Source organism: Rhodobacter capsulatus (assembly GCF_003254295.1).
GTDB classification, from domain to species: Bacteria; Pseudomonadota; Alphaproteobacteria; order Rhodobacterales; family Rhodobacteraceae; genus Rhodobacter; species Rhodobacter capsulatus.
In genome coordinates this window covers 444048-470607 of sequence record NZ_QKZO01000001.1, presented here as the reverse complement: position 1 = coordinate 470607, position 26560 = coordinate 444048, and the positions used below count along the sequence as shown (strand labels likewise).

28 protein-coding genes are annotated in these 26560 nt (G+C 67.7%); 9 read left to right on the top strand and 19 right to left on the bottom strand.

Translation table 11 applies throughout. The features are described 5' to 3' along the window. Positions 1-71: 71 nt before the first annotated feature. From LY44_RS02270 to LY44_RS02220, 11 genes are all read right to left on the bottom strand, one after another. Positions 72-872 (bottom strand): purine-nucleoside phosphorylase, encoded by an 801-nt coding sequence (locus LY44_RS02270; protein WP_055213204.1) that lies wholly within the window; start codon positions 870-872, stop codon positions 72-74. Further along, positions 856-1830, bottom strand: a complete 975-nt coding sequence (locus LY44_RS02265) for an ABC transporter permease (protein ID WP_055213206.1) — start codon at positions 1828-1830, stop codon at positions 856-858. The genes LY44_RS02270 and LY44_RS02265 overlap by 17 nt, the downstream gene beginning before the upstream one ends. After that, the gene (locus tag LY44_RS02260; RefSeq protein ID WP_055213208.1) at positions 1830-2933 is read right to left on the bottom strand and encodes an ABC transporter permease; all 1104 of its coding nucleotides are present in this window, start codon (positions 2931-2933) and stop codon (positions 1830-1832) included. Before LY44_RS02260 ends, LY44_RS02265 begins: the two co-directional genes overlap by 1 nt. Next, positions 2933-4525: an ABC transporter ATP-binding protein gene (locus LY44_RS02255; RefSeq protein WP_055213210.1), complete on the bottom strand. Its 1593-nt coding sequence runs from the start codon at positions 4523-4525 to the stop codon at positions 2933-2935. The genes LY44_RS02260 and LY44_RS02255 overlap by 1 nt, the downstream gene beginning before the upstream one ends. Then, the gene (locus tag LY44_RS02250; protein WP_055213211.1) at positions 4525-5601 is read right to left on the bottom strand and encodes a BMP family lipoprotein; all 1077 of its coding nucleotides are present in this window, start codon (positions 5599-5601) and stop codon (positions 4525-4527) included. Before LY44_RS02250 ends, LY44_RS02255 begins: the two co-directional genes overlap by 1 nt. A 137-nt stretch (positions 5602-5738) precedes the next feature. Continuing rightward, on the bottom strand, positions 5739-6158 hold the full coding sequence (gene rimI / locus LY44_RS02245; protein ID WP_055213213.1) for a ribosomal protein S18-alanine N-acetyltransferase: 420 nt from the start codon (positions 6156-6158) through the stop codon (positions 5739-5741). Next, positions 6158-6790 (bottom strand): tRNA (adenosine(37)-N6)-threonylcarbamoyltransferase complex dimerization subunit type 1 TsaB, encoded by a 633-nt coding sequence (tsaB, locus tag LY44_RS02240; protein ID WP_055213214.1) that lies wholly within the window; start codon positions 6788-6790, stop codon positions 6158-6160. Before tsaB ends, rimI begins: the two co-directional genes overlap by 1 nt. After that, positions 6780-7346 (bottom strand): NifU family protein, encoded by a 567-nt coding sequence (locus LY44_RS02235; protein WP_055213215.1) that lies wholly within the window; start codon positions 7344-7346, stop codon positions 6780-6782. Before LY44_RS02235 ends, tsaB begins: the two co-directional genes overlap by 11 nt. Before the next feature lie 63 nt (positions 7347-7409). Continuing rightward, positions 7410-7865: a universal stress protein gene (locus LY44_RS02230; protein WP_055213217.1), complete on the bottom strand. Its 456-nt coding sequence runs from the start codon at positions 7863-7865 to the stop codon at positions 7410-7412. Positions 7866-7921: 56 nt separating this feature from the next. Continuing rightward, the gene (locus LY44_RS02225) at positions 7922-8788 is read right to left on the bottom strand and encodes a branched-chain amino acid aminotransferase (RefSeq protein WP_055213218.1); all 867 of its coding nucleotides are present in this window, start codon (positions 8786-8788) and stop codon (positions 7922-7924) included. An 81-nt stretch (positions 8789-8869) separates the two neighbouring features. Further along, complete coding sequence (locus LY44_RS02220; protein WP_055213220.1) at positions 8870-9994, bottom strand: polysaccharide biosynthesis/export family protein; 1125 nt, start codon at positions 9992-9994, stop codon at positions 8870-8872. An 84-nt stretch (positions 9995-10078) separates the two neighbouring features. On the opposite strand from LY44_RS02220, the gene LY44_RS02215 reads away from it, so the two are divergent. The 3 genes from LY44_RS02215 to LY44_RS02205 all read left to right on the top strand — a co-directional run bounded on the left by LY44_RS02215 (position 10079) and on the right by LY44_RS02205 (position 13633). Next, positions 10079-10966, top strand: a complete 888-nt coding sequence (locus tag LY44_RS02215) for an NAD-dependent epimerase/dehydratase family protein (protein WP_065118439.1) — start codon at positions 10079-10081, stop codon at positions 10964-10966. Then, positions 10963-11568: a sugar transferase gene (locus LY44_RS02210; RefSeq protein ID WP_055213223.1), complete on the top strand. Its 606-nt coding sequence runs from the start codon at positions 10963-10965 to the stop codon at positions 11566-11568. Before LY44_RS02215 ends, LY44_RS02210 begins: the two co-directional genes overlap by 4 nt. Before the next feature lie 130 nt (positions 11569-11698). Continuing rightward, entirely contained in the window at positions 11699-13633 is a 1935-nt protein-coding gene (locus LY44_RS02205) for a polysaccharide biosynthesis protein (RefSeq protein WP_223230705.1), read from the top strand. 1 nt (position 13634) lies between these two features. On the opposite strand, the gene truA is transcribed toward LY44_RS02205, so the two are convergent. Next, positions 13635-14402, bottom strand: coding sequence for a tRNA pseudouridine(38-40) synthase TruA (truA, locus tag LY44_RS02200; RefSeq protein WP_055213225.1), 768 nt, complete (start codon positions 14400-14402; stop codon positions 13635-13637). A 127-nt stretch (positions 14403-14529) separates the two neighbouring features. On the opposite strand from truA, the gene LY44_RS02195 reads away from it, so the two are divergent. Further along, positions 14530-15933, top strand: a complete 1404-nt coding sequence (locus tag LY44_RS02195; protein ID WP_111395942.1) for a YcjX family GTP-binding protein — start codon at positions 14530-14532, stop codon at positions 15931-15933. Next, a complete protein-coding gene (locus tag LY44_RS02190; protein WP_055213228.1) occupies positions 15930-16934 on the top strand; it encodes a YcjF family protein in 1005 nt (334 codons plus the stop codon). Before LY44_RS02195 ends, LY44_RS02190 begins: the two co-directional genes overlap by 4 nt. Before the next feature lie 55 nt (positions 16935-16989). On the opposite strand, the gene LY44_RS02185 is transcribed toward LY44_RS02190, so the two are convergent. The 4 genes from LY44_RS02185 to ruvC all read right to left on the bottom strand — a co-directional run bounded on the left by LY44_RS02185 (position 16990) and on the right by ruvC (position 19771). Next, a complete protein-coding gene (locus tag LY44_RS02185; protein WP_055213230.1) occupies positions 16990-17400 on the bottom strand; it encodes a group III truncated hemoglobin in 411 nt (136 codons plus the stop codon). 35 nt (positions 17401-17435) lie between these two features. Next, positions 17436-18485 (bottom strand): Holliday junction branch migration DNA helicase RuvB, encoded by a 1050-nt coding sequence (gene ruvB, locus LY44_RS02180; protein WP_055213231.1) that lies wholly within the window; start codon positions 18483-18485, stop codon positions 17436-17438. Between the two features lie 69 nt (positions 18486-18554). After that, complete coding sequence (gene ruvA, locus LY44_RS02175; RefSeq protein WP_055213233.1) at positions 18555-19223, bottom strand: Holliday junction branch migration protein RuvA; 669 nt, start codon at positions 19221-19223, stop codon at positions 18555-18557. Further along, a complete protein-coding gene (gene ruvC, locus LY44_RS02170) occupies positions 19220-19771 on the bottom strand; it encodes a crossover junction endodeoxyribonuclease RuvC (RefSeq protein ID WP_055213335.1) in 552 nt (183 codons plus the stop codon). The genes ruvA and ruvC overlap by 4 nt, the downstream gene beginning before the upstream one ends. Before the next feature lie 337 nt (positions 19772-20108). Between ruvC and LY44_RS02160 the strand changes: the two genes are divergently transcribed. Further along, the gene (locus LY44_RS02160; RefSeq protein ID WP_055213237.1) at positions 20109-20297 is read left to right on the top strand and encodes a DUF1127 domain-containing protein; all 189 of its coding nucleotides are present in this window, start codon (positions 20109-20111) and stop codon (positions 20295-20297) included. Positions 20298-20360: 63 nt separating this feature from the next. Here the strand turns inward: LY44_RS02160 and LY44_RS02155 are convergent, their stop codons facing one another. The 3 genes from LY44_RS02155 to LY44_RS02145 form a co-directional block, all read right to left on the bottom strand. After that, positions 20361-20708, bottom strand: coding sequence for a hypothetical protein (locus tag LY44_RS02155; protein WP_055213239.1), 348 nt, complete (start codon positions 20706-20708; stop codon positions 20361-20363). A 99-nt stretch (positions 20709-20807) separates the two neighbouring features. After that, positions 20808-21677, bottom strand: a complete 870-nt coding sequence (locus LY44_RS02150) for a 50S ribosomal protein L11 methyltransferase (RefSeq protein ID WP_055213241.1) — start codon at positions 21675-21677, stop codon at positions 20808-20810. Positions 21678-21742: 65 nt separating this feature from the next. Continuing rightward, positions 21743-23926, bottom strand: a complete 2184-nt coding sequence (locus LY44_RS02145; RefSeq protein WP_055213243.1) for a primosomal protein N' — start codon at positions 23924-23926, stop codon at positions 21743-21745. 206 nt (positions 23927-24132) lie between these two features. On the opposite strand from LY44_RS02145, the gene fsa reads away from it, so the two are divergent. From fsa to LY44_RS02130, 3 genes are all read left to right on the top strand, one after another. Then, complete coding sequence (gene fsa, locus LY44_RS02140) at positions 24133-24786, top strand: fructose-6-phosphate aldolase (protein ID WP_055213245.1); 654 nt, start codon at positions 24133-24135, stop codon at positions 24784-24786. Positions 24787-24911: 125 nt separating this feature from the next. Then, entirely contained in the window at positions 24912-25616 is a 705-nt protein-coding gene (locus LY44_RS02135; RefSeq protein ID WP_055213247.1) for a DUF484 family protein, read from the top strand. Next, positions 25616-26539 carry a tyrosine recombinase XerC gene (locus LY44_RS02130; RefSeq protein WP_055213249.1) on the top strand — a complete coding sequence of 308 codons (924 nt, stop codon included), beginning with the start codon at positions 25616-25618 and terminating at the stop codon, positions 26537-26539. Before LY44_RS02135 ends, LY44_RS02130 begins: the two co-directional genes overlap by 1 nt. The last annotated feature ends 21 nt before the right edge of the window (positions 26540-26560 follow it).

The following is a 26560-nucleotide window of genomic DNA, read 5'->3' as shown; positions in this document are numbered from 1 at the left end:
GGTGTCCGACGGCTTGGTTGCCCCACCATGCCCCGTGCGGCAAAGCGTAGCAAGAGGGGCTTGCCGTAACGTTATCGAGACCGCAGGAACCGTCGCAGGATGCGTTCGAATTTCGCCGCGCCAAGCGGGGCCATCGCCTTGGTGTGGTCATGGCTGATCGCCTCGGAGGACAGCCCCGCGCCCATGTTGGTGACGATCGACACCGCAGCCACCCGCAGGCCGAGGAAACGGGCCAGGATCACCTCGGGCACGGTCGACATGCCGACCGCATCGGCGCCGAGGATTTTCGCGGCGCGGATCTCGGCCGGGGTCTCGAAGGACGGGCCCGAAAACCAGCAATAGACGCCCTCGGGCAGCGCGATGCCCTCGGCCGTGGCGGCGGTTTGCAGCGCGGCGCGCAGCTGCGGATCGTAAGCTTCGGTCATCGGCACGAAGCGGGCCTCGGTGGGCTCGCCGATCAGCGGGTTCACCCCGGCGAAATTGATGTGATCGCAGAGCGCCATCAGATCGCCCGGCCCGATGTCGTCGCGCAACGAGCCCGCGGCATTGGTCAGCAGCACTTCGGAACAGCCCAGATCGCGCAGGATTTCCAGCGGCAGCCGCATCTCGGCCGGGTTGCCGTGTTCGTAGTAATGCACCCGCCCGCCGAAGACCGCGACGCGCACGCCCTCAAGCTGGCCGATCACCAGCTTCGGATTGTGCCCCGAGACCCCCGCATGGGGAAAGCCCGGCAGCTCGGCGTAATCGATGAAGATGCCCTCGACTTCTTCGGCGATGTGACCAAGGCCCGAGCCGAGGATCAGCCCGATCGCGGGCGGCTCCGCCCCGGCGCGGGCGCGGATCAGATCGGCAAGTTCAGCGCTCTTTGACATAGGGTTGGCCTCCGGCACGGGGGGGGATGGCGCGGCCGACGAAGCCCGCCAGCACGATCACGGTCAGGATATAGGGCAGCGCGTCAAGGAACGAGACCGGGATGGTCAGGCTGCCGGGCAGCGCGGCGTCGATCACGTCGGGGCGCAGCGCGAGCGCCTGCAGGAAGCCGAACAGCATCGTCGCCCACAGCGCCTGCCACGGCCGCCATTTCGCAAAGATCAGCGCGGCCAAGGCGATATAGCCGCGCCCCGCGGTCATCTCGCGGCCGAAGCCCGCCTGCAGGGATGTCGCCATATAGGCCCCGGCAATGCCGCACAGAACCCCGGTCAGCGCGACGGCGGTATAGCGCAGCCGCACCACCGAAACCCCGGCGGTATCGACGGATTCCGGGTTTTCGCCCACCGCGCGCAGCCGCAGCCCGAAGCGGGTGCGATAGAGAAGCCACCAGGTCAGCGGCACGGTGGCCAGCGCCAGATAGACCAGCAGCGACTGTCCCGAGATCACCCGGCCATAGAAGGGGCCAAGGAAAGGCACGCCCGAGAGCGCCTCGGCAAAGGGCAGGGTGATGGGGCCGAACCGGGCCTCGCCCGTCAGCGGCGGCGTGCGGCCGCCCTGTCCGAACAGCGTCTGCGCGATCAGGATCGTCGCGCCCGAGGCGACGAAGTTCAGCGCCACCCCGGAAATCAGCTGGTTGCCGCGGAAGGTGATCGAGGCCAGCCCATGGATCGCCGCGAAAAGGAGCGACGCAAGGATGCCCGCGCCCAGCCCGATCCAGGCCGAGCCGCTCAGCGCCGCCACCGCGCCCGAGGCCATCGCGGCCATCAGCATCTTGCCTTCCAGCCCGATGTCGAAAATGCCCGCGCGTTCGGAATAAAGCCCGGCGATGCAGGCGAGCAGCAAGGGCGTGCCAAGGCGCAGCGTCGAGCCGAGAATCTCGATCAGCGTCATGTAGTCCATCACGCGGCCCCCCCGATGCGTCTGGCCGCGACCAGCCGGAAGGCGGGCACCAGCATCATCCGCACCATCGTATCGAGCGCACCGGTGAAGAGGATCACGAGCCCCTGCAACAGCGTGCGCAGCTCGATCGGGATATTGGTCCAAAGCCCCATCTCGGCGCCGCCCTGATAGAGGACGCCGAACAGCAGCGCCGCCAGAAACACCCCCAGCGGGTGGTTGCGCCCCATCAGCGCCACCGCGATGCCGATGAACCCGGCCCCTTCGGAGGCGTTCTGCATCAGCCGTTCGGCCTCGCCCATGACGTTGTTGACCGCCATCAGCCCGGCCAGCGCGCCCGAAATCAGCATCGAGACAAGGATGACCCGGGTCGGCGAGATCCCGGCATAGACCGCGGCGCTTTCGGATTTGCCGAAGGCGCGGATCTCATAGCCCAGCCGGGTCCGCCACAACAGCGCCCAGACCGCAAAACAGGCCGCGAGCGCCAGAAAGAAGCTGATATTCGCGGGCACCTGTTTCGAGAAGATCAGCGACAGGCCCGGGATCTCGCCGAAGCTTGGCAGATGCGCTGCGGCCGGAAACCGCGCCGTGGCCGGGTCCATCTGGCCTACCGGGCGCAGCACCTCGACCAGCAGATAGACGATCAGCGCCGCGGCGATGTAGTTGAACATGATCGTGGTGATGACGATATGGCTGCCGCGTTTCGCCTGCAGCCAGGCCGGGATCGCCGCCCAGGCCGCGCCGAAAGCCGCCGCGCCGAGGCTTGCCGCAAGCAGCGCCACCGACCAATGCGGCCAGTCGACCGCCAGAAGCACCAGCGCGACGCCAAGGCCGCCCAGCTGCGCCTGTCCCTCGCCGCCGATGTTGAACTGGCTGGCGTGATAGGCGACGGTGACCGCAAGCCCGGTGAAGATGAAAGACGTGGTGTAGTAAAGCGTGTAGCCCCAGCCATAGGCGGAGCCAAGCGCGCCCTTGACCATCACCGAGACCGCCTCGATCGGGTCGCCGCCGATGCCCAGCACCACCAGCGCCGAGATCAGCGCCGCCAGCAAAAGCGAAATCAACGGCACCAGCACCAGATCGGCCCAGGCCGGAAGTTTCTCCATCACGCGGCCCCCGCGGTGCTGGCGACCCCGGCCATCAAGAGGCCCAGCTCGCGTTCGTTCGTCTCGGCGGGCAGGCGTTCGCCCATGATCTGGCCGTCGAACATCACCGCGATGCGGTCCGAGAGCGACAGGATTTCATCCAGTTCGACCGAGACCAGCAGCACCGCCGCCCCCGCGTCGCGCAGCGCGACGATGCGGCGGTGGATGAATTCGATGGCGCCGATATCGACCCCGCGCGTCGGCTGACCGACCAGCAGCAGCACCGGATTGCGCTCGATCTCGCGGGCCAGCACGATTTTCTGTTGATTGCCGCCGGAAAAGCTTTTCGCGGGCAACATGGGATCGGGCGGGCGCACGTCGAAGCGGTCCATCTTGCCCCGGGTGTCGCGCAGGATGGCGTCATTGTCCATGAACAGCCCATGCGCCTGATAGTCCGGCGCCGCCTGATAGCCGAAGGCGACATTTTCCCAGGCCGTGAAATCAAGGATCAGGCCGAGGTGGTGGCGATCCTCGGGCACATGCGCGATCCCGATCTGCCGCCGCGTCTGGCCGGTCGCGCCCTTGCCCGCGGCGGGGATCTGTTGCCCGTCCACCGCGATCGTGCCGCTGACCCTGCCCCTGGCGAAACCGCCCAGCACCTGCAACAATTCCGACTGGCCGTTGCCCGCCACCCCCGCGATGCCGAGGATCTCGCCCGCGCGGATCGTCAGGCTGACGCCCTTGAGCCGCGCCACGCCCTGCGCATCGGTGACGCGCAGATCCTCGATGCGCAGCACCTCGCGCCCCGGATGGGCGGAGCCCTTGGGCACATGCAACAGCACCTTGCGGCCCACCATCAGCTCGGCCAGCTGTTCGGGGCTGGTCTTTGCCGTCGTCACGGTCGCCACGATCTCGCCGCGGCGCATCACCGAGACTTCGTCGGTGATCTCCATGATCTCGCGCAGCTTGTGGGTGATCAGAAGGATCGTCTTGCCCTGCGCCTTCAGCCCGCGCAGGATGCGAAACAGATGGTCGGCCTCGTCCGGGGTCAGAACCCCGGTCGGCTCGTCCAGAATGAGAATGTCGGCGTGGCGATAAAGCGCCTTGAGGATCTCGACGCGCTGCTGGTGGCCCACGGAAAGCTCTTCGACCAGCGCCTCGGGATCGACGTCAAGGTCGTAGTCCCGCGCCAGATCGGCCAGCGTTTTCCGCGCCTTGGCGAGCGAGGGGCGCAACAGCGCGCCGTCTTCGGCGCCCAGGATGACGTTTTCCAGCACCGAGAAGTTCGGCACCAGCTTGAAATGCTGGAACACCATCCCGATGCCCGCGCGGATCGCCGCCTGGCTGTCGGGAATCTCGGTCGGGCGGCCGTCGATCAGGATTTCGCCCGCATCGGCGCGGTAAAAGCCGTAAAGGATCGACATCAGCGTCGATTTGCCCGCGCCGTTCTCGCCGACGATGCCGTGGATCGTGCCCGGCCGCACGCGGATCGAAATGTCCCGGTTCGCCTGCACCGCGCCGAAGGATTTCGAAATCCCCCGCAGCTCGATCGCAGGCGGCCCGGCCGCGGGGGCGGCAGTTGCCTGCCGCCCCGTGTCGGTGGCCGATGCCATCAGTTCACCGGGCAGGTGTTGTCCGTCATGTAGTCATGCACCTTGATCTCGCCCGACTTGATCTTTTCGGCGGCGGCATCGACCGCGGCCTTCATCTCGGGCGTCACCAGCTTGGCGTTGTGTTCATCGAGCGCATAGCCGATGCCCTCGTCCTTCAGCCCGGCGACGACGGTGCCGGTCTGCATCGCGGCGCCTTCCTTGAACGCGTCATAGATCGTCACGTCGACGCGCTTGATCATCGAGGTCAGGACCTTGCCCGGGTGCAGGAAGTTCTGGTTGCTGTCGACGCCGATGCCGAGGATGTTTTCATCCGCGGCGGTCTGCAGGATGCCAAGCCCGGTCGAGCCCGCGGCGGCAAAGACCACGTCGGCGCCCTGCGCGATCTGCGCCTTGGTCAGCTCCGAGCCCTTCACCGGGTCGTTCCAGGCGGCGGGGGTGGTGCCGGTCATGTTGTAGACGACCTTGATCTCGGGTTTCGCCGCTTTCGCGCCCTGCGCATAGCCGCATTCGAACTTGCGGATCAGCGGGATGTCCATGCCGCCGACAAAGCCCACGGTGCCGGTCTTCGAGGCCATCGCCGCCATCATGCCGACCAGATACGAACCCTGTTCTTCCTGAAACACCACCGAGCGCACGTTGGGCTGATCGACGACCGCATCGACGATGACGAATTTCGTGTTCGGATAGTCCGGGGCGACGGTGTTGAGCACGTCGCCAAAGGCGAAGCCGGTCATCGCGATCGGGTTCGCGCCCGCCTCGGCGAAGCGGCGCAGCGCCTGTTCGCGCTGGGCCTCCGACTGCATTTCCAGTTCCTTGAAGGTCGCGCCGGTCTCGGCCGCCCATTTCTGCGCGCCGTTGAAGGCGGCTTCGTTGAAGGATTTGTCGAACTTGCCGCCCAGATCGAAGATCAGCGCCGGACCGGCCGCGGCGGTGGCATCCGCTGCCGGGGCAGCCGGGGCGGCGGCCGCGGGGGCGGGTTGCGGGGCGGAAGACGCTCCGGGCTTGAGGACGAGGACATACCCACCGACCGCAGCCACCGCGAGGAAAGCGACGGTTCCCAGCAAAACGTTCTTCATGACATCTCTCCTGTCGACTATGGCCGCCGGTTCTGGCGGCCTCTGTCCGTTCTGGTCCGCCCGGCGAGGATGGGCAACCCGCTGCCGATAGGGCCAGAACCGGGGCAGGGGGTCAAGGGGGACTTCGCGGCACGGCCTCAGCCGCGCGACAGGTCGCATCCCAGCACCAGCGCGTCTTCGGCGGTGCCGTCGGGGGCGTGGTAATAGCGCTTGCGCCGCCCGGCCTCGACCCAGCCCGCCTGCCGGTAGAGCGCCTGCGCCGGGGTGTTTCCGGCGGCGACTTCCAGAAAGGCGGTGGTGGCGCCGCGGGCCCTTGCGGTGGCGGCAAAGCCGGCCAGAAGCCGCGCCCCCATGCCCTGCCGCCGCGCCGCCGGATCGACGGCGACGGTCAGCAGTTCGGCCTCGTCGGCGATCACCCGGCCAAGCAGGAAACCGGCCGGTTCGGTCAGCAGGAAACAGAAGCGAGAGCCCAGAAAATCGGCAAATTCCGTCGCCGACCACGGCCGGGGCGTGGTGAAGCAGCGCGCATGCAGATCGGCCAGGGCTTCGGGGGTCATCAGTCGAGAATCACCGGCGGCGGGTCCGAGGGCGGCGCGGCATCGGCGCCGCGCAGGTAAAGCGGCGCGGGCCGGGGCTGCGGCGTGCCGCATCTCGAGGCCGCGACCAGCGCCACCGCCACGGCCAGCGGATGGCAGGGGGCAAGCGGCGCCGAATGGGGCAGGGCAAGGCCGATCACCGGAACCCCGGCCAGAGCCTGCGCCAGATCGGCGGCGGGGGTCAGGGTCGGCGCCTCGGCGCCCGTCGCGGGGAAGAGCTGCGCATAGGCCTCGTCGCGCCGCGCATCGAGGGCCACCGCGACCGGGCGCGGGGCACCCTGAGCCAGCGCCTCGAAGACCGAAACGCCCACCGCCGGGATGCCCAGCCCCAGCGCCAGACCGCGGGCGGCGGCGACGGAGATCCGCACGCCGGTGAAATTGCCGGGGCCCGTGCCGACGCCGATCGCGGCCAGATCGTGCCAGCCCAGACCCGCCTCGGCCAGCAGCTCTTCCAGCAGCGGCATCAGCCGTTCGGCCTGCCCCTTGGCCATATCCTCGGCGCTGGCGGCCAGAACCGTGTCGCCCCGAACCAAAGCGGCCGCGCAATGCGCGGCCGAGGTATCAAAGCCCAGAACGAGCGGCTCACTGCGCAACGGCGCGGACCTCGCTCACTTCCGGGATGTAGTGGCGCAGCAGGTTCTCGATCCCCATCTTCAGCGTGTAGGTGGAGGACGGGCAACCGGCGCAGGCGCCCTGCATGTGCAGATAGACGACACCCTTTTCAAAGCCGTGGAAGGTGATGTCGCCGCCGTCGCGCGCCACCGCCGGGCGCACCCTTGTATCCAGCAATTCCTTGATCTGGGTGATGATCGCCCCGTCTTCGCCGGTGTCGGCGCTGCCCTCGGTGTGGCCGCCCGCGGCCGCGCCCATCAGCACCGGCTGGCCCGACTGGTAATGTTCCATGATCGCGCCCATGATCGCGGGGCGGGCATGGGCCCATTCGGTGGCCTCGTCCTTCGTCACGGTGACGAAATCAGATCCCAGAAACACCGCCTTGACGCCTGCGACGCGGAAGATCCGCCCCGCCAGCGGCGAGACCTGCGCGGCCTCGGCAGAGGTGAAATCCGCGACCCCCTCGGGCATCACGTCAAGGCCCGGCAGGAATTTCAGCGTGGCGGGGTTCGGGGTGGTCTCGGTCTGGATGAACATCGGGCGCCTCCTTGGCTTGCGGTCTATATGCGCTTGGCGACCGAAACCGTCAAGATTGGCGGCTTAGGTGATCGATTCCAGCCGTTCCTTGGACATGTCGCCCGGAACGATGGTGAGCGGGATCGGCAGGCTGCCAGAGCTGCGCGACAGCTGCGTCACCAGCGGGCCGGGGCCGGATTTTTCCGTCCCCGCGCCCAGCACCAGCACGCCGATTTCCGGGTCTTCGCGCACCAGCGCCATGATCTCCGTCACCGGATCGCCCTCGCGGATCACCAGATCGGGGTTCACCCCCTGCTTGTCGCGCATCCATTTCGCGAAGACCTCGAAATGCGCGGTGATGGTTTCGCGGGCTTCGGCACGCATGATTTCCGCGACGCCGATCCAGTGCTGGTAATCATCGGGCGGGATCACCGACAGGATGGTGACGCCCCCGCCCGTATGCGCCGCCCGCATCGCGGCATAGCGCATCGCATTCAGACATTCGCGGGTCTGGTCCAGCACCACGAGAAACTTGCGCATCCTGTCCTCCGGATTGCGGCCATCATGGACCGGAACCGGACCCTTTGGCAACTGGCTCAAAGCGGCGACGAAAGCGCCCAGTCCATGTAGATCTCGCGGATGCGTTTCGTCATCGGGCCATGGGCATAGGTCACGTCCTCAAAGCCCGTCACCGGCGTTACCTTGCCGAAGTTGCCCGACAGGAACACCTCGTCCGCCGCCCGCACGTCCTCGAGCGTCAGCACGGCTTCGCGCACCTCGACCCCGGCGGCGCGCAGGTTCGCCATGTGCCGCGCCCGGGTGATGCCCGCAAGGAAGGTGCCATTCGCAACCGGCGTCAGCACCACGCCGTCCTTCACGATGAAAACGTTCGCCGTCGCCGATTCCGCGACATTGCCCATCGCGTCCTGCACCAGCGCATTGCCGAAGCCCTTGCGCTTGGCCTCGACCAGCATCCGGGCGTTGTTGGGATAAAGACAGCCCGCCTTGGCGTTGCAGACGTTGTCAGCGAGCACCGGGCGGCGGAATTGCGTTGTCGTCAGCGTCGTCGCCCTGTCGGCGGGCGGCATCGGCACCTCTTCCAGACAAAGCGCGAAACCCGTCGCGCCCTCCTGCGGGGCCACGCCCAGATCGGAGCCGTCGAGCGCCCAATACATCGGCCGCACATAGACCGCCGCGCCTTTCGCATATTTGCGCAGGCCTTCGCGGGCGATCTCGACCATCTCGGCGGGATCGATCGTCGGCGTGATCATCAGCGCCGCGGCGGAGCGGTTCACCCGCGCGCAATGCAGGTCAAGATCGGGCACAAGCCCGTCGAACAGCCGCGCGCCGTCGAACACCGACGAGCCCTGCCAGATGCCGTGATCGGCCGCGCGCATGACGGCGACGTCGCCCTCGTGCCAGCGTCCCTCGAACCAGGTGCGGATATTCGTTCCGAATGCCATGACGGTCTCCTTTGTCGGCCGCGACCCTAGCCACAGCCGCGCCCAAAGGTCCAGAGACCGGATTGTATCGGGGACAGGGGATCAGTTCGTGATCGTGTCCGCCGTCCGCGCCAGACCCAGCGTCGAGCCGAAGAGCCCCAGGATCGTCCGGGTGTTGACCAGCGGGCTTTCGGTGGCCAGCACGAGGTCATTCGACTGCACCTCGAAATTCTGCGCCGAGAACAGCCCCTCGGAAGAGGTCAGATCCATCGAGAACACCACCCGGGCATTCTGCGGCCCCTGCGTCGCCTCGCTGCGCACCGCGCTGGCCGGATATTCGCGCAAGATCAGCACGCCCTTGGGGTTGGCGCGGGTGTCGCTGATGCCGCCCGCCAGCGTCACCGCCTCAAGCGCATTCACATGATCTTTCGGGAAGGCGATGATCTTTTCCACCCCCGAGGCGCCGAGCGCGAGGAAGCTGCGATCGTCCTTGAGCACCATCAGCTTGTCGCCCGGCCGCAGCCCGGCATCCAGCGCCGGATCGTCCAGCACGCGTTGCAACGAGGTTTCATAAACCTTGCCGCCGCGGTAAAGCCGCAGCTGCGGGTTCTCGATCGAGGATTGCACGCCGCCCGCTTCGGAAATCGCGCCCAGCACGGTCAGCGAGCGGTCGATCAGCGGGATCGTGCCCGGGCTCGACACGCCGCCGATCAGCGAGACGGCATTGCCCTTGCCGGGCGTCGCGGCCAGTTGCACCTGCGCCTCGGGGATCAGCGCGGTAACCGATTGCTGCACCTTTTCGCGCGCCGCCTCGACGCTGAGCCCCGAGACCTTCACCGCGCCGACATAGGGCACGAAGATCTGGCCGCTGTTCGAGACGGTGGTGGGGGCGATCTGCGTCGTGGGGGCGCCCTCGCTGGTCAGAAGCTTGTTCTGCCCGCCTTCCCAGATCGCCAGCGACACCGTGTCGCCCGCCGCCAGAACCTGCCCGGCGCCGCCGCTGCCGCCCTTGATCCAGGACCGCCGGTGCGACGCGGCCTTGCCCGAGGGCCAGTGCGGCAGCTCGGCAAGCAGTTTCGAATCCACCGGGTAATGCGAAAACTCCGGGGTCTTGTCGGAGGCGTTCTTCAGGATCTCGCTTTGCATCGCCGCGCCGCGCGGCAAGGTGCAGCCCGAAGCGGCCACAGCCAGCATCACGGCGACGATGAGTCCCGGTTTCGAAGCCATTCACGTTCCCCCGTTTCCGCGCCGCGCATCGGATGCTAAGGCTCGTTGCAGCGACGAGTCAGCAGATCCACGGCAGCCAAGTCTATGCGGTCATTCAGATCAAACCTCAAGCCAGAGTTTCCGCGCCTGCTTGTTCTGGGCGGATCCGGGCGGCTGGGCGGGTTGCTGCGCCGGGTCTGGAGCCTGTCCGGCGGCGTCGCGCCGCAGACGGTGTGGCAGGCGCGCAGGCCCGAGGATTTCGCCGCTTTCGGCGGCCCGACGGTGGTGTTCGATCCGCTGGCCGAGCCCGAGGCGCTGGCCCGCGCGGTGGCGTCGGCCGCGGCGGTGCTGCTGCTGGCCGGTCCGACCCGGGGCACGGCGGCGGAGATGGCGGCGCATCGCGATCTGGCGGCGGCGGTGCTCGACCGGGCCGGGGGGCGGCCGGTCTTGCTGGCCTCTTCGGCGGCGGTCTATGGTCGGCCTGCCGGGCGGCTTTGCCACGAGGAGGACGCGCCCGCGCCGGTCTCGGACTACGGCCGCGCCAAGGTGGCGATGGAGGCGGTGGCTGCCGGGCGGCCCGGCGCGGTGGTGCTGCGGATCGGCAATGTCGCCGGGGCGGATGCGCTTTTGGGGCAGGCCGCGCCGCCGGGCGGGCGGCGGCTGCATGTTTTTGCCGACGGGCTTGCACCGCGGCGCAGCTACATCGGGCCGCAGGCGCTGGCGCGGGCGCTGGCGCGGCTGGTGCGGCTGGCGGCGGGCGGCGGGGCGACGCTGCCCGGGGTGATCAATCTGGCGCTGCCCGGGGCCGTGGGCATGGAGGCGCTGTTGCGCGCGGCGGGGGAAAGTTGGCAGGCCGATCCGGCCCCGCCCGAGGCGATCGCCTCGGTGGAGCTTGCGGTCGATCGGGCGCTGGCGCTGGGCCTCGTGCCCGATCTGCCGGTCACCGCGGCGGGGCTGATCGCCGATCTGCGGTTCGAGGAGGGACGGGCATGAGCCTGACGAAACGACTGTTTGACATCGGCTTTGCGCTGCTGATCCTGCCGGTGATTGGGCTGCTGGGCCTGCTGGTTCTGGCGGCGCTGGCGCTGACCCAGGGCCGCCCCTATTTCTATGCCGCCGAGCGGATGAAGACGCCCGACACCGCCTTTCGGCTGTGGAAATTCCGCACCATGACCGTGGTCGCCACCGATGCGGGCGTCTCGGGCGGCGACAAGGCCGGGCGGATCACCCCGGTCGGCCGGCTGCTGCGCCGCTTCCGGCTTGATGAGCTGCCGCAGCTCTGGAACATCCTGCGCGGCGACATCAGCTTCGTCGGGCCGCGTCCGCCGCTGCGCTCCTATGTCGAGCGCTTCCCCGGGATCTATGCCGAGGTGCTGAAATCCCGCCCCGGCGTGACCGGGCTGGCCTCGATCCATTATCACCGGCACGAGGAATGGCTGCTGGCGCGCTCGCGCAGCGCCGAGGAGACCGACCGCCTCTATTGCCGCATCTGCATCCCGGCCAAGGCGAAACTGGATCTGATTTATGCGCGTCACGCCTCGGTCTGCCTCGATTTGCGGCTGATCGGGCGCACCATTGCACGGATGATAAGCTGATTGCCGCCGATGGCGCGTCCTTTTTGCAATGGTTTAGCGACAAGCCGCTGATTTTGGATGCATCCCGTTGACCGAAACCGGGCACAGGGTATGCTGCAGTCGCAATACATATCTCGGAGCGGGGCTGGCGGTGCTCTTGAAGTCCATTATCTCGCTCAGCCGCAGGCAGAAGTCCTCGATCCTGATGGCGATCGATCTGATGCTGGTGCCGCTGAGCTTTTGCCTTGCGCTGGTGCTGCTGAACGAGGGCACCGCCCTTTTGCCGCTTTTGCGGGCGCATGCGCTGGAGCAGCCGCTGCTGATCGCCGAAGCCGGGGTGCTGAGCGGCCTTCTGGGCCTGTCGCGGATCAAGCTGCGCGAATATCAGGGCGAGGCGGTGGTGCGCTCGGCGATCCTCGCCTCGGCGCTGGCGATCACCTCGGCGGTGCAATCGGACCTGGCCGCGGTCGAGCAATCGCCCGGGCTGCATGTGGTCTTCGGCCTGCTCTATTTCACCGCCTTCTTCTTCACCCGGCTGGCGCTGACGCGGATCCTGACGGCGATCTATCGCAATTCCCGCACCCTCTCGCGCGTGGCGATCTATGGCGCGGGCCGCACCGGCATGGCCTTGGCGCGCGAATTGCGCAACAGCGACGATTTCGTCGTCTGCGCCTTTCTGGACGACAACGCCACGCTGGCGGGCATGACGATGAACGGCGTGCCGATCCATTCCGGCGTTCACGCGGCGCGGGTGATCGAGCAATACAAGATCAATCAGGTCATTCTGGCGATGCCCTCGGTCTCGAGCGACAAGCAGACCTTCCTGTCGCAACGGCTGGAAAAGCTGGGGCTGCAGGTGCACAGCCTGCCCGCCTTCACCCAGATCCACGGCGGTCAGGAACTGCTTGACCTGATGCGCCCGGCGGGCACCGCGGGGCTTTTGTGCCGCGACCCTCTCAACCATGAGCTGACCGCGGGCCGCAACGCCTATCGCGATGCCAATGTGCTGATTTCCGGGGCGGGGGGCTCGATCGGGCTGGAGCTGTGCCGTCAGGTCGTGGTCTGCCGTCCGAAGACGCTGGTGCTGTACGAACTTTCCGAGCTGGCGCTTTACAATGCCGAGGCCGAGATGCGGCTTCTGGCCGAGGCGACCGGTGTCGAGATCGTGGCGGTTCTGGGCACGATCGCCGACCGGGTGCAGGTGATGCAGGTGCTGGACCGGCATGGCATCGACATCGTGCTGCATGCCGCCGCCTACAAGCATGTGCCGCTGGTCGAGATCAATGCCCGGGCGGGCATGGCGAACAATGTGCTGGGCACGGCCGTGCTGGCGCGGGCGGCGCGGGAGGCGCAGGTCAAGCGCTTCGTTCTGGTCTCCACCGACAAGGCGGTGCGGCCGGGCAATCTGATGGGCGCCTCGAAGCGGCTGGCGGAACTGATCGTGCAGGATCTGGCGGCGCGGCCGGGGCGGACGGTGTTCTCGATCGTGCGCTTTGGCAATGTGCTCGGCTCTTCGGGCTCGGTCGTGCCGCTGTTTCAGGAACAGATCGCCCGCGGCGGCCCGGTGACGCTGACCGACGAACGGGTGACGCGCTATTTCATGACGATCCAGGAGGCCTCGCGGCTGGTGCTGCTGGCGGGCTCCTTCGCCGAGGGAGGCGAGGTCTTCGTTCTGGACATGGGAAAGCCGGTGAAGATCATCGATCTGGCGCGGCGGCTGATCGAGACCTCGGGCTTCACCGTGCGCGACGCGAACACCCCCGATGGCGATATCGAGATCGTCACCACCGGGCTGCGTCCGGGCGAAAAGCTGCACGAGGAGTTGATGGTGCGCAAGGGCGCGCAGACGACGGCGCATCCGAAGATCATCTCGGTGCGGGAAGATCACCTGTCGGAACTGGCCACGGCGGCGGCGCTGCGCGATCTGCGCGAGGCGATCGACCGCGGCTCGGAGACCGACATGATTGCGGTCGTGGCGCGGGCGGTGCCGGAATATGCGCCGCAAAGCCTGCCCGCTTCGGCGCTGCAATGTCAGGTCGTGCAGGCGCAGCGCAACGAGCGCGCCGCGGACCTGCCCGCCGAATGACTCAGGCAAACGGATCTTCGGGGTAGCCCACGCCGCAAAGGTAAAGCCCCTGCGGCGGACAGACCGGCCCGCAGGCGGCCCGGTCGCGCGCGGCCAGCGCCCGGCCGACATCCTCGGGCGCCCAGGCGCCTGCCCCCACCCGTTCCAGCGTGCCGACGATCGAGCGCACCTGATTGTGCAGGAAGCTGCGCGCGCGCAGATGGAAGCGAACTTCCTGCCCGCTCGGCAGGGCGATTTCCGTGATCGCGATTTCGTCGAGCGTCTTCACCGGAGATTTCGCCTGACACATCGCGGCGCGGAAGGTGGTGAAGTCGTGCAGCCCGATCAGCTGTGCCGCCCCTTCCCGCATCGCCGCGACATCGAGCGGGTTCTGCACCTGCCAGACCTTGCCGCGGTCATGCACCACGGGGGCGCGGCGGCTGACCAGCCGGAACAGATAGCGCCGCTCGCGCGCGGAAAACCGGGCGTGGAAATCGTCACTGACGCGCGCGCAGGCGGTGATCGCCACCGGAGCCGGGCGCAGATGGTGGTTCAGCGCCTCCGAGAGCCGGAACGGGTCCCAGTCCTTCGTCAGATCGGCATGGGCGACCTGCGCCGTCGCATGCACCCCGGCATCGGTCCGCCCGGCGGCGGCAATCGTGTGGTCCCCGGGTTCAAGCCGGGCCAGCGCAGCCTCCACCGCGCCCTGCACCGAGGGCAGGATGGCCTGTCTTTGCCACCCGGCAAAGGGGCCGCCGTCATATTCGATCCTGAAGGCAAATCTGGGCATGTCCCGGCGATAGCGCGGCTTTTGGCTTTGCGCAATGCCCCCGGGGGTGCGCTGCTTTCCCCTCTGTGAATCGCTTTGCGCAATGCCTATCTTCGGCGCAACCAGAACGACCGGGAAAGGCAGCGCAGTGGGCATCAGCGACCTTGCCGAGGACATCGGCCGCAGCATCGAGGGGCTCGGCTCCTCGGTTTCCGAAGCCCTGTTCGAGCCGGTGATCCGGCTGGGCGTCACCGGGCTGTCGCGGTCGGGCAAGACCGTTTTCATCACCTCGCTGGTGGCCAATCTGCTCGACCGCGGCCGGATGCCCGCGCTGACCGGGGCGGGGCGCATCCGCGCCGCCTATCTGAAACCGCAACCCGACGACACCGTGCCGCGGTTCGACTATGAAAGCCATCTCGCCAGCATGACCGGCGCCAATCCCGCCTGGCCCGAGGGCACGCGGGCGGTTTCGGAACTGCGGCTCAGCTTCCGGCTGCAGCCTTCGGGGATGCTGGGCGCGCTTTACAAGCCGCGCACCGTGCATCTCGACATCGTCGATTATCCCGGCGAATGGCTGCTGGATCTTGGGCTGATCGACAAGACCTTCGAGGAATGGTCGGCGGGCGTGCTTGACCGTCTGCCCGGCCGCCCCGGATCGGATGCCTTCCTGCAAACGCTGGACGAGATCGACCTTTACGCCCGCTTCAGCGAGACCGCGGCGAAGGCGCTGTCCGAAGCCTTCACCGCGCATCTGATCGCCTCGCGCGAGGCCGGGTTTTCCGATTGCTCGCCGGGGCGGTTCCTGTTGCCGGGCGAAATGGCGGGCTCGCCCGTCTTGACCTTCGCGCCGATCCCGCCCGCCACCTATCCGCGCGACTCGCTTGGGCGCGAGATGGAACGCCGGTTCGAGGCCTACAAGCGCGAGGTGGTGCGACCGTTCTTCCGCGATCACTTCGCCCGCATCGACCGGCAGGTGGTGCTGGTCGATGTGCTCGGCGCCATCCATGCCGGGCCCGCGGCGCTCGAAGATCTGCGCCAATCCATGGCGGCGATCCTGACGGCCTTCCGCCCCGGCGTGCCCGGGTTCCTGCTGACGCTGTTGGGGGCGAAACGGGTCGAACGGATCCTGTTCGCCGCGACCAAGGCCGATCATCTGCACCACATCCAGCATGCGAAACTGACCGCGATCACCGAGGCGCTTTTGCGCGAGGCCAAGGACCGCGCCAGTTTTGCCGGGGCCGAGACCGCGGCGATGTCGCTGGCCTCGTTGCGCACGACGACCGAAGACATCATCCCCCATGGCGGCGAGGATCTGCCCGCGGTGCGCGGGCGCCTGGCCGATGGCCGCTCGGTCGCGCTTTATCCCGGCGAATTGCCCGCCGATCCGGCGGAACTCCTGACCGCCGCCCGCGACGGCGCCGAGGAGTGGCTGGATGCCGATTTCGGCCTGATGAACTTTGCGCCCGCGCCGGGCGTTTTGCGCCCGGGCGAGGGCCCGCCGCATATCCGCATCGACCGCGCCGCCGAATTCCTGATCGGGGACAAGCTGTGAAACGACCTGTCATTCTGGAACTGGACGCCCCGCCCGCCTCGCCCGCCGAGGCGCCGCCGGTGATCGATCAACCCGCTTTCGACGCCGCCCCGCAGGGCCGCGCCATGCAGATCGCGGCGAAACTCGCCGCCCGGCCGCGCTCGCGGCTGACGCGGTTCTTCTGGCAGGCGACCGGGGCGCTGGTGGGCTTCCTGATCACCGTCGCGCTGTGGAATTTCGTCACCGGGCTTTTCGCCGCCAATCCGATGCTGGGCTGGGTGGCGACGGGGCTTCTGATCCTGTTCCTGATCGCCTGCGTTCTGGTGGCCCTGCGCGAGCTGACCGCCTTCGCCAAGCTTGGCCGTCTCGACAAGCTGCATCAGGAGGTGATCGAGGCGGGCAACCGCGACGATCTGCGCGCCGCGCGCAAGGCGGTCGACCGGATGGCGAAGCTTTACTCCGCCCGGCCCGAGATGAAATGGTCGCTCGCCCGCCTGCGCGAGCGCGCGCCCGAGCAGCTTGACACGCAAACCCTGCTGCGGCTGACCGAAACCGAGCTGATGGCGCCGCTCGATGCTGCCGCGCGTCTGGAGATCGAGGCCGCCGCGCGCACGGTGGCGACGGTGACGGCGCTGGTGCCGCTGGCGCTGGCCGATGTCGCCACCGCGCTGATTGCCAACCTGCGGATGATCCGCGGCGTGGCCGAGATCTACGGCGGCCGCGCGGGCAGCCTTGGGGCGCTGCGGCTGGCCCGCACGGTGATGACGCATGTGATCGCGACGGGGGCCGTCGCCGCGGGCGATGATCTGATCGAGACGATGACCGGGGGCCATCTGGCCGCGAAAATCTCGCGCCGCTTCGGCGAGGGCGTGATCAACGGCGCGCTGACCGCCCGGGTCGGCATCGCCGCGATGGAGGTCTGCCGCCCGATGCCCTTCGCCGCGCTGCCGCGCCCGAAAGTCACGCAACTGACCGGCGGCGCGCTGAAAGGCGTCTTCACCAGATCGAAAGACGAAGACTGAGCCTTCGGCTTTTTCTTGGTCCAAATACGCCCTTTCCCGGGCCGGGAAGGGGCGCTCAGCGCAGGTTGGGCACCGCCCCGGCCGGGCGGCCGACATCCTCGACCCCCATCCGCAGCCCCTTGCCGATCCGATGCGCAAGCGCCGACCAGCCCGCCGCCGCCGCCGGGTCAAGCGTGTCGTGCAGCACCGCATCGAAGGTCGCAAGCCACAGCGGAAAATGCCCGCCCTCGACATCGCCCGCGCGGCGATGCGAGATCATCGGGCTGCCCTCGTAACCCTGCATGTGCAGGATCGAGCCCTTCCAGAACCGGGCGATCTTCGCCTCGTGATGCGCCCAGTCGGTCACATGCGCGGCAAAGATCGGCGCCAGATCGGGATGGGCGCGGACGCGGGCATAGAACTCGGCCACCACGGCCTCGATCTGGGCTTCGGTGACGGGAAAACGGGGGGGCAGGGGCGTGGACATGGGCCAAGGATACACCGCCACCGCGGCGCGTCCAGTCAGCCCGCGTCGAAAAGGTCGGTCTGGACCGGAACTTGCGTTTGCGGCGGGACTTGCGGCGCCTCGAGCCCCAGATGCCGCCAGGCCCGGTGGCCGAGCATCCGCCCGCGCGGCGTGCGCTGAATGAGACCCTGCTGCAACAGGTAAGGCTCGATCACCTCTTCCAGCGCATCGCGGCTTTCGGAAAGCGCGGCCGAGAGCGTCTCCACCCCCACCGGCCCGCCGCCGTAATGCTCCGCCATCAGCATCATGTAGCGCCGGTCGGCGCCATCGAGCCCCAGATGATCGACGCCGAGCCGGGTCAGCGCATTGTCGGCCAGCTTGCGGGTCAGCCGCCCGTCGCCCTCGACCAGCGCGAAATCGACGACCCGGCGCAGCAGGCGGCCCGCAATCCGCGGCGTGCCGCGGGCGCGTTTGGCGATCTCGCGCGTGCCGTCCGGGTCGGCGGGAATGCCCAGAAGCCGGGCGCCGCGGCTGACGATGAGGTCGAGCTCGTCCTCGGTGTAAAATTGCAGCCGCGTCGGAATGCCGAAGCGGTCCCGCAGCGGCGTGGTCAGCAGGCCGAGCCGGGTCGTGGCGCCGACCAGGGTGAAGGGCTGCAGTTCGATCCGCACGGTGCGCGCGGCCGGGCCCTCGCCGATCACCAGATCCAGCTCGAAATCCTCCATCGCCGGATAAAGCACCTCCTCGACCGCCGGGTTCATCCGGTGGATCTCGTCGATGAAAAGAACATCGCGGTTTTCAAGGTTGGTGAGGATCGCCGCCAGATCGCCCGCCCGCGCCAGAACCGGGCCGGAGGTCATCTTGAAATTCACCCCCAACTCCCGCGCCATGATCTGCGCCAGCGTGGTTTTCCCAAGCCCGGGCGGGCCATGAAACAGCGTGTGATCCATCGCCTGACCGCGCATCTTCGCGCTTTCGATGAAGACGCGCAGGTTCGCCCGCGCCTCGGCCTGACCGACGAAATCCTCGAGCACCTGCGGCCGCAGGGCGCGGTCGGCGTCCTCGGGCAGGCGGTCGGGGCGAAGGGTTGGATCGGGTTCGGTCATGGCGGGCTTTCAACGAGGGTGGGGGCGCTGCCCCCACACCCCCGAGGTATTTGAGGCAAGATGAAAAGGCTAGTCCTTTGGGGCGAGCAGGCGCAGGGCGGTGCGGATCAGTTTCGCGGTGTCGGTGGCCTCGGGGTTTTCGCTGGCCCGGGCGACGGCGGTGGCGGCATCCGAGGGGGAATAGCCGAGGTTCGTCAGGGCCGAGAGCGCCTCGGCGGTGAAGTTCACCTGCCTTGTGGCGGCGGGGGCGGGGCGTTTGACCGGCTGTGGCGCGGCCTCGATCACCTCGTCCGAGGGGGCGGTGTCGACGGTCAGCGTGCCGCCCATCGCCATCACCGTCGGCGCCTTGTCCTTCAACTCCATCACCACGCGCTGCGCCAGTTTCGGCCCGACCCCGGGGGCGGCCTTGATCGCGTTCCAGTCGCCAAGGGCGAGCGCGCGGGAGACGCCCTCGGGGCCCAGCGTGCCAAGGATTGCCAGCGAAGCCTTGGCGCCGATCCCCTGCACCGAGGTCAGCAGCCGGTGCCATTCCTTTTCGATCAGCGTCGGGAAGCCGAAGAGCTGCAACAGGTCCTCGCGCACCAGAAGCTCGGTGTAAAGCGCGCAGGCCTCGCCCACCGGCGGCAGGTTCGCGGCGGTGCGCGAGGAGACATGGACGATGTAGCCCACCCCGCGCACGTCGATCAGCACATGGTCCATGGCGCGGTGCAGGATGATCCCGGCGATGCGTCCGATCATGCGCCTGTCCTCCGGATCCGGGCTTGCCCCGCGGTGATTTCGAGCGCGCCGCGGCCGAGCATCGCCGCCGAGGCGCGGCGTGCCGATTGCAGGTGATGGGCGTGGCAGATCGCGATGGCCAGCGCATCCGCCGCATCGGGCCCGTCAAAGACGACGCCCGGCAGCTGGTGGCGCACCATGTGTTGCACCTGCGCCTTGTCGGCGTGACCCACCCCCACAACGGCCTTTTTCACCGCATTGGGCGCATATTCCCCGATTTCGAGCCCGGCCTGCGCGGGCACCAGAAGCGCGATGCCGCGCGCCTGACCCAGCTTCAGCGTCGCCACCGCATCCTTGTTGACGAAGGTCTGTTCCACCGCCGCGGCCTCGGGGCGATGCGCCGCGATCACCGCGGTCAGGCCCGCATGCAGCACGACAAGGCGTTTCGCCAGATCCGTGCCCTCGGAATGGATGATTCCATTCGCGATGTGCCGCAAGCGGGCGCCCTCGACCTCGATCACCCCCCAGCCGAGGTTGCGTAACCCCGGATCGATCCCGATCACCCGCATGTGACTGCCCTTTTGCCTGTGGCATTTTTTCCGCATTTAGCACAAAAGCAGAACATCGGAAAGCGCAAAGCGGCGGCGACAGCTCTGCGCCCTGGCGGCGAAACGATCATCAAACGGCGCAAAGCGACGCTTCGCAGCCGAATGCGCCAGCAAAATGACGAAGCGGGACGACAAAATGCCGGGGCCGGTCACGAAGCCGTCAACTGTCCGAAAAGCCATGCAAAAACTGCATGGCGGGGCTGACCGGGGGGCGCTTGTTTTCGCCAGTTGCCTTGATTAACTGCTCAGTCAACAAAGAGACGCCTAACAAATCGGCAGAATACAAAGGAACCGTATCATGTCCGCCCTCGACACCCTCGCCCTTTCCGCCCGCCATGGCCGGGCCGGGATGTTTGCCCGCCTGATCGACGCGATGACGCTGTGGAACGACGCCCGGCTGACGCGGCGGGCGCTTGCGCGGCTGAGCGACCGGGAACTCAATGATATCGGCCTGACGCGGTTCGATATCGACGGCATCGGCCGCTGAAGCCGCGGGAATTACCAAAGGCCGCGCAGCGCCCTGCGCGGCTTTTTCACGCCGAAATCGCGGTCAGAACAGCAGCGCGCGCAGCTGCGCGGCGATGAATCGCGTCGGCGCATCGGCTTGCAACACCCAGGCCCCCGCCTGTTCCAGCGCAGAGCCTTGCCGCAGGACCTCGACCCGGCGGGCATAGGTTTCCGGGCCGACCTGCGCCAGGATCGCGCCCTTGAACAGCAGCATCCCCAAAAGCAGCATCGCCACGGCCCGCCAGGGAAAGCGGCGGCGCTCCTTCGGGCGGTGGCTGTCGAAATAGGCGCGGCCAAGCGCCCCTGACGCCTCGAAAGCCCCGCCAGCAGCGTGAATCCGGTCGATCCGCGCAAGGCGGTCTTCGAAATCCGCATTGATCGAACGACGCATGACGGGCTCCACTCAAAACCGGTCGCGGGCAACATGCCTAACGACTGATTAACAATCATGCCCGAATTTCGCCGCTCCGGCGAGATGGCTTTCCGCGGATCAGCTCCGCTGCAGAACCAATGTCGTCCAATCGCCGTGATTGTCGCGCGAAACGAGACGGAAGCCCTGCGCCTGATAGGCGTCGATCACCTCGTCACCCTGCTCGATCAAGATCCCGGAGAGGATGACACGGCCCGATTCGGCGCAAAACCGCCCCATGTCGGGGGCGAGCGTGATCAGCGGGCCTTTCAGGATATTGGCAAAAACAAGGTCGAAGGGGGCAGCGGATTGCAGCTCGGGATGGGCGAAACCGGCCGCCTGCAGGCAGATCACCCGGCCCGCCAGATCATTGCCGGTGACATTCGCCGCGGCGGTTTCGACCGCGACGGGGTCGATGTCGGAGGCCAGCACGGTCTCGGGCCAGAGCTTCGCGGCCGCCATCGCCAGAACGGCGGTGCCGCAGCCGATGTCGATGGTCCTGCGCGGATGGATCCCCTCGGCCGCCAGCCGGTCAAGCGCGGTCAGGCAGCCCAGCGTCGTGCCGTGATGGCCGGTGCCGAAGGCCATGGCGGCATCGATCAGCAGCGGGATCGACCCCTCGGGCACCTTGTCGGCATCATGGCTGCCATGCACGAAGAAGCGCCCGGCCACGACCGGGGCCAGTTCGCGCTTCACATGCGCCACCCAGTCGGTTTCCGGCAGTTCCGAAATGACGAAGCCGGTAGCGCCATAGGCGGCGGCGAGCAGATCGAGCACGATGTCATCGGGGCGGTCCAGAAAATAGGCGCCGACCTCGAAATTGCCCGAGCCATCCTCGATCTCGAAGACGCCGACGCCATAGGGGCCGGGGTCCAGATCTTCCAGCCGCTCGGCCAGATCGTCGGCAAGCTCGCGCTCGGGCAGGACGGCAAAGGCGGTGAAGGTGGTCATGGGCGGGCTCCGTTGGTTTTGCCCCCAATGGCGCGAAAGCGGCGGGCGGTCAATCGAAAGCGGGTCTAAAGGAAGCTTTGCGGGTCGATGTCGATGGCCAGGCGGACGGAATTGGGCTGTTTCACCCCGCGCAGCCAGGCCCGGATCGCCTGTTGCAGCGGCGCGGTCTTGTCGGCGCGGATCAGGAGGCGGACCCGGTGGCGGCCGCGGATGCGGGCGATGGGGGCGGGGGCGGGGCCGTAAAGCTGCGCGCCGATGTGGCGCAGGGGGCCGTCGTGCTGCGCAAGGTCATTGCCATAGGCGAAAAGCGGCTCGATCTCGGCGCCCGAAAGGATGATCCCCGCCATCCGGCCATAGGGCGGCACATTCGCCGCCCGGCGCCCCTCGGCCTCGGCCTTCCAGAACGCCTCCTCGTCGCCGCCCAGAATGGCGCGGATCACCGGATGTTCGGGCTGAAAGGTCTGAAGCAGCGCCAGCCCGGGTTTTTCCGCCCGCCCCGCCCGGCCCGCCACCTGTCGCATCAGCTGAAAGGTGCGTTCCGCCGCGCGCAGGTCGGAGCCCTGCAGGCCCAGATCGGCATCGATCACGCCGACCAGCGTCAGAAGTGGAAAATTGTGCCCCTTGGCGACGATCTGCGTGCCGATGAGGATGTCGGCGCCGCCTTGCGCGATATTTGCCACCGCCTCCTTCAGCGCCCGGGCCGAGCCGAACAGGTCCGAGGACAGCACCGCCACCCGCGCCGTGGGGAAGCGTTCCGCCACCTCCTCGGCCAGCCGCTCGACCCCGGGGCCGACGGGGGCCAGCTTGCCCTCGACACCGCAGGAGGGGCAGGCGGTGGGGATCGGTTTCGTCTCGCCGCATTGATGGCAGACAAGGCGCTTGAGGAAGCGGTGTTCCACCATCCGCGCGTCGCAATGATCGCAGCCGATCTGCTGCCCGCAGGCGCGGCAGAGCGTGACCGGGGCATAGCCGCGACGGTTGAGGAACAGCATCGCCTGTTCCCCGCGCGAGAGTGTCGCCAGCACCGCGCCGACAAGGCTGGGCGAGATCCAGTGCACGGGTTCAATGCGTTCCTCGCGCATGTCGATGGCGCGCATCTCGGGCAGCTCCGAAGCGCCGAAACGGGCCGCCAGATCGATGCGGCGGTATTTCCCCGAAGCCGCGTTGACCCAGCTTTCAAGGCTGGGCGTGGCCGAGGCCAGCACCACCTGCGCCCCCACCAGCGAGGCGCGCAGCACCGCCATGTCGCGGGCGTTGTAAAGCGCGCCCTCCTCCTGCTTGTAGGAGTTGTCGTGTTCCTCGTCGACGACGATCAGCCCAAGGTCCTGAAACGGCAGGAACAGCGCCGAGCGCGCCCCCACCACCATCTGCGCGCCGCCACTCGCCACCATCCGCCACAGCCTGCGCCGTTCGGATTGGGTGACGCCCGAATGCCACTCGCCGGGCCTTGCGCCGAACCGCGCCTCGACGCGCGAGAGAAACTCCGAGGTCAGGGCGATTTCCGGCAGCAGCACCAGCGCCTGCCGCCCACGCCGCAGACAGTCGGCCACGGCTTCCAGATAGACCTCGGTCTTGCCCGAGCCGGTGACGCCCTTCAAAAGCGTCACCCCGAAGCCCTCGCCCTTCAGCGCCGCGGCCGCCGCCGCCTGATCCTCGGACAGAACCTTGCCCGGCAGGGTGAAATCGAGCTTCGGCAGCGGCAGGTCGCGGGGCTGCTCGGTCTCTTCGAGCGCGCCGAGCTTGACGAGCCCCTTCACCACCTGCGGCGTGACGCCCGCAAGCTGTGCCAGCTCGGTCAGGTAGAACCCCGCGCCGCCGTGATCGCCGAGCACCGCCAGAACCTTTTGGCGCGCCTCGGTCAGCTTGCCCGGCGCCACCGTCCCCAGCCGATAGATCCGCCGCGCGCCGGGCGGATCGAAAAGCCCCGGCGTGCGCGTGGCGAGCCGCAGCACCGCGGGCAGGGAGGTCATCGTGTAAGTCCCCATGCGGATCAGGAAGTCCTGCAATTCCGCCCGCATCGGCGGCACGTCCAGCACCCGCGACACCGCCCGCAGCTTGCCCGCCTCGAACCGGCCGTCGCCCGCGCCCCAGACGACGCCGACGACCCGGCGCGGCCCGAGCGGCACCTCGACGAAGGCGCCGGGAAAACAACCGCCCTCGGGGGCAAGGTAATCCAGAGGCTTGCCGATCGGCTCGGCGGTCAAGACCGAGACGCGGGCGCCTTCGGGAAAGAAGCCCGGCTCAGACATGCCCGGCCCCGCGCCCCGCAACGCCTCCGGCGGGCGTATTTGCACCAAGAAAAAACGGACGGGCTTTTTCTTGGCCGAAATACGCGCGGGGGGAGAGGCCGTCAGGCCGAGGGGGGCGGCAAGCCCCCCCTTGCGGCCGATTCCGCTCTCGCCATTTCCGGCTGTTTGCGCTAAATCGCGGCCAGACAGAGCGCAGGAGGCCCTTCATGAAATTCTTCGTCGATACCGCCGATGTGGCAGCCATCAAGGAGCTGAACGATCTCGGCATGGTCGATGGTGTCACCACCAACCCGTCGCTGATCCTGAAATCGGGCCGCGACATCCTCGAGGTGACGAAGGAAATCTGCGACATGGTTTCGGGCCCGGTCTCGGCCGAGGTGGTGGCGACCGAGGCGCCCGAGATGATCGCCGAAGGGCTGAAACTGGCCAAGATCGCCTCCAACATCGCCATCAAGGTGCCGCTGACCTGGGCGGGCCTGACGGCTTGCAAGGCTTTCGCATCCGAAGGCCACATGGTCAACGTCACTCTGTGCTTCTCGGCGGCGCAGGCGATCCTGGCCGCCAAGGCGGGCGCGACCTTCATCAGCCCCTTCATCGGCCGTCTGGATGACATCAACCTTGATGGCGTGCAGCTGATCGAGGACATCCGCACCATCTATGACAATTACGGTTTCAAGACCGAGATCCTCGCCGCCTCGATCCGCTCGGTCAACCATATCACCGACGTCGCCCGGATCGGCGCCGATGTCATCACCGCGCCGCCCTCGGTGATCAAGGCGATGGCGAACCACCCGCTGACCGACAAGGGGCTGGAGCAGTTCCTGAAAGATTGGGCGAAAACCGGCCAGTCGATCGTCTGAATTCCGTGATCCGAAAGCCCGGGCCCGCCGAATTCGGCGGGCCTCTTATTATTGTTAACAAATTTAACCTGCATTTAACCAGAATCTGTGTCAATTTACCTGTAACCCGCTTACGAGAGGCTGGCATGACCGACACGGCTTTTGCACCTGAACTGCGCGACAAGATCATCTCCGATCCCGACGTGATCCTTGAGGATCGCGATCTGATGCGGGCGCTGATCACCGCGAACGAACGCGCCATGGGCGCCAATATCGTCGACCTGCGCGGTGTGGCGATGGAGCGGCTGGAACGCCGCCTGGACCGGCTCGAGGACACGCACCGTTCGGTGATCGCCGCGGCCTACGAGAATCTCTCGGGGACGAACCAGATCCACCGTGCCGTGCTGCGCATGCTCGATCCGGTGGATTTCGAGAGCTTCCTGAAGAGCCTCGGCACCGAAGTCGCCGAGATCCTGCGGGTGGACAGCGTCAAGCTGGTGCTGGAAACGCTGCAAGATGACAGCGATCCGGCGCTGCGTCGTCTGGGCGATGTTCTGTGCGTGGCCGAGCCCGGCTTCATCCAGGAATACATGCGCGCCGGTCGTGGCGGGCAGGTCCGCCCGGTGGTGCTGCGCCAGACCCTGCCGCATTCCGAAGCGATCTATGGCGAGGCCGCGAGCTGGATCCGCTCCGAGGCGCTGATGCGTCTGGATCTGGGCGAGGGGCGTCTGCCCGGCATGCTGGTGATGGGCGCCGAAGACCCGCATCAATTCAAGCCCTCGCAAGGCACCGACCTGCTGGCCTTCTTCGCAGGCGTGTTCGAGCGCGGCATGCGGCGCTGGCTGAACTGATGTCGGTGGGGGTCTCGCCCGCCGCACGGACGGCGATGGCCCTGTGGATCAGTCACTTGCGGGCGATCGACGGGGCGGCCAGTCACACGCTGACGGCCTATAGTTCCGACGTGGCCGGATTTCTGGCCTTCCTGCACCGGCACCGGGGCGAAAGCCTCGGTCTGGCGCAACTGGCCGGGCTTGGCCAATCCGACATGCGGGCCTGGATGGCGCATGAACGCAACCGCGGCCTGTCGGGCCGCTCGCTGGCGCGGGCGCTTTCGGCGGTGAAGAATTTCATCCGCTGGCTGGCGGCGCGCGAAGGCTTTGACGCCACCCATGTTCTGTCTGCCAAGGCGCCGAAATATCAGCGCAAGCTGCCCCGGCCGCTGAGCGTCGAGGCCGCGGCCGAGGTGCTGGAACAGGTCGAGGTGCAGGCGCAGGAGCCCTGGATAGCGGCGCGCGATTCGGCGGTGATGACGCTGATGTATGGCTGCGGGCTGCGGGTCTCCGAGGCTTTGGCGCTGAAAGGCTCGGATGCGCCGCTGCCCGAGGTGCTGCGGGTCCGCGGCAAGGGCGACAAGGAACGGCTGGTGCCGGTGCTTCCGGCGGCGCGCAAAGCGGTGGCCGATTACCTGCGGCTCTGCCCCTTCCCGATGTCGCGCTATGAGCCGCTGTTCCGTGGCGCCCGCGGCGGTCCGCTCAATCCGCGGCTGGTGGCGAAGTCGATGGAACGGGCGCGGCTCGGTCTCGGTCTGCCCGCGACGGCGACCCCGCATGCGCTGCGGCACAGTTTCGCCACGCATCTGCTGGCCGAAGGCGGCGATCTGCGCGCGATTCAGGAATTGCTGGGCCATGCCAGCCTGGCGACGACCCAGGTCTATACCGCCGTCGATCAGGCGCGACTCATGCAGGTCTATCAGGCGGCCCATCCGCGCGCCTGAACCGAAATCGCGCCATAAACC

Coding starts and splice junctions, on each gene's coding strand:
- LY44_RS02215 (WP_065118439.1), top strand. CDS start 10,079: ATGCGGTCATTCAGATCAAACCTCAAGCCAGAGTTTCCGCGCCTGCTT.
- LY44_RS02260 (WP_055213208.1), bottom strand. CDS start 2,933: ATGGAGAAACTTCCGGCCTGGGCCGATCTGGTGCTGGTGCCGTTGATT.
- LY44_RS02185 (WP_055213230.1), bottom strand. CDS start 17,400: ATGTCCACGCCCCTGCCCCCCCGTTTTCCCGTCACCGAAGCCCAGATC.
- truA (WP_055213225.1), bottom strand. CDS start 14,402: ATGCCCAGATTTGCCTTCAGGATCGAATATGACGGCGGCCCCTTTGCC.
- LY44_RS02145 (WP_055213243.1), bottom strand. CDS start 23,926: ATGTCTGAGCCGGGCTTCTTTCCCGAAGGCGCCCGCGTCTCGGTCTTG.
- LY44_RS02220 (WP_055213220.1), bottom strand. CDS start 9,994: ATGGCTTCGAAACCGGGACTCATCGTCGCCGTGATGCTGGCTGTGGCC.
- LY44_RS02255 (WP_055213210.1), bottom strand. CDS start 4,525: ATGGCATCGGCCACCGACACGGGGCGGCAGGCAACTGCCGCCCCCGCG.
- LY44_RS02265 (WP_055213206.1), bottom strand. CDS start 1,830: ATGGACTACATGACGCTGATCGAGATTCTCGGCTCGACGCTGCGCCTT.
- ruvA (WP_055213233.1), bottom strand. CDS start 19,223: ATGATCGGACGCATCGCCGGGATCATCCTGCACCGCGCCATGGACCAT.
- LY44_RS02225 (WP_055213218.1), bottom strand. CDS start 8,788: ATGGCATTCGGAACGAATATCCGCACCTGGTTCGAGGGACGCTGGCAC.
- ruvB (WP_055213231.1), bottom strand. CDS start 18,485: ATGACCGAACCCGATCCAACCCTTCGCCCCGACCGCCTGCCCGAGGAC.
- LY44_RS02155 (WP_055213239.1), bottom strand. CDS start 20,708: ATGCGTCGTTCGATCAATGCGGATTTCGAAGACCGCCTTGCGCGGATC.
- ruvC (WP_055213335.1), bottom strand. CDS start 19,771: ATGCGGGTGATCGGGATCGATCCGGGGTTACGCAACCTCGGCTGGGGG.
- LY44_RS02130 (WP_055213249.1), top strand. CDS start 25,616: ATGTCGGTGGGGGTCTCGCCCGCCGCACGGACGGCGATGGCCCTGTGG.
- rimI (WP_055213213.1), bottom strand. CDS start 6,158: ATGACCCCCGAAGCCCTGGCCGATCTGCATGCGCGCTGCTTCACCACG.
- LY44_RS02230 (WP_055213217.1), bottom strand. CDS start 7,865: ATGCGCAAGTTTCTCGTGGTGCTGGACCAGACCCGCGAATGTCTGAAT.
- LY44_RS02150 (WP_055213241.1), bottom strand. CDS start 21,677: ATGACCACCTTCACCGCCTTTGCCGTCCTGCCCGAGCGCGAGCTTGCC.
- LY44_RS02135 (WP_055213247.1), top strand. CDS start 24,912: ATGACCGACACGGCTTTTGCACCTGAACTGCGCGACAAGATCATCTCC.
- LY44_RS02160 (WP_055213237.1), top strand. CDS start 20,109: ATGTCCGCCCTCGACACCCTCGCCCTTTCCGCCCGCCATGGCCGGGCC.
- LY44_RS02210 (WP_055213223.1), top strand. CDS start 10,963: ATGAGCCTGACGAAACGACTGTTTGACATCGGCTTTGCGCTGCTGATC.
- LY44_RS02270 (WP_055213204.1), bottom strand. CDS start 872: ATGTCAAAGAGCGCTGAACTTGCCGATCTGATCCGCGCCCGCGCCGGG.
- LY44_RS02250 (WP_055213211.1), bottom strand. CDS start 5,601: ATGAAGAACGTTTTGCTGGGAACCGTCGCTTTCCTCGCGGTGGCTGCG.
- LY44_RS02235 (WP_055213215.1), bottom strand. CDS start 7,346: ATGTTCATCCAGACCGAGACCACCCCGAACCCCGCCACGCTGAAATTC.
- fsa (WP_055213245.1), top strand. CDS start 24,133: ATGAAATTCTTCGTCGATACCGCCGATGTGGCAGCCATCAAGGAGCTG.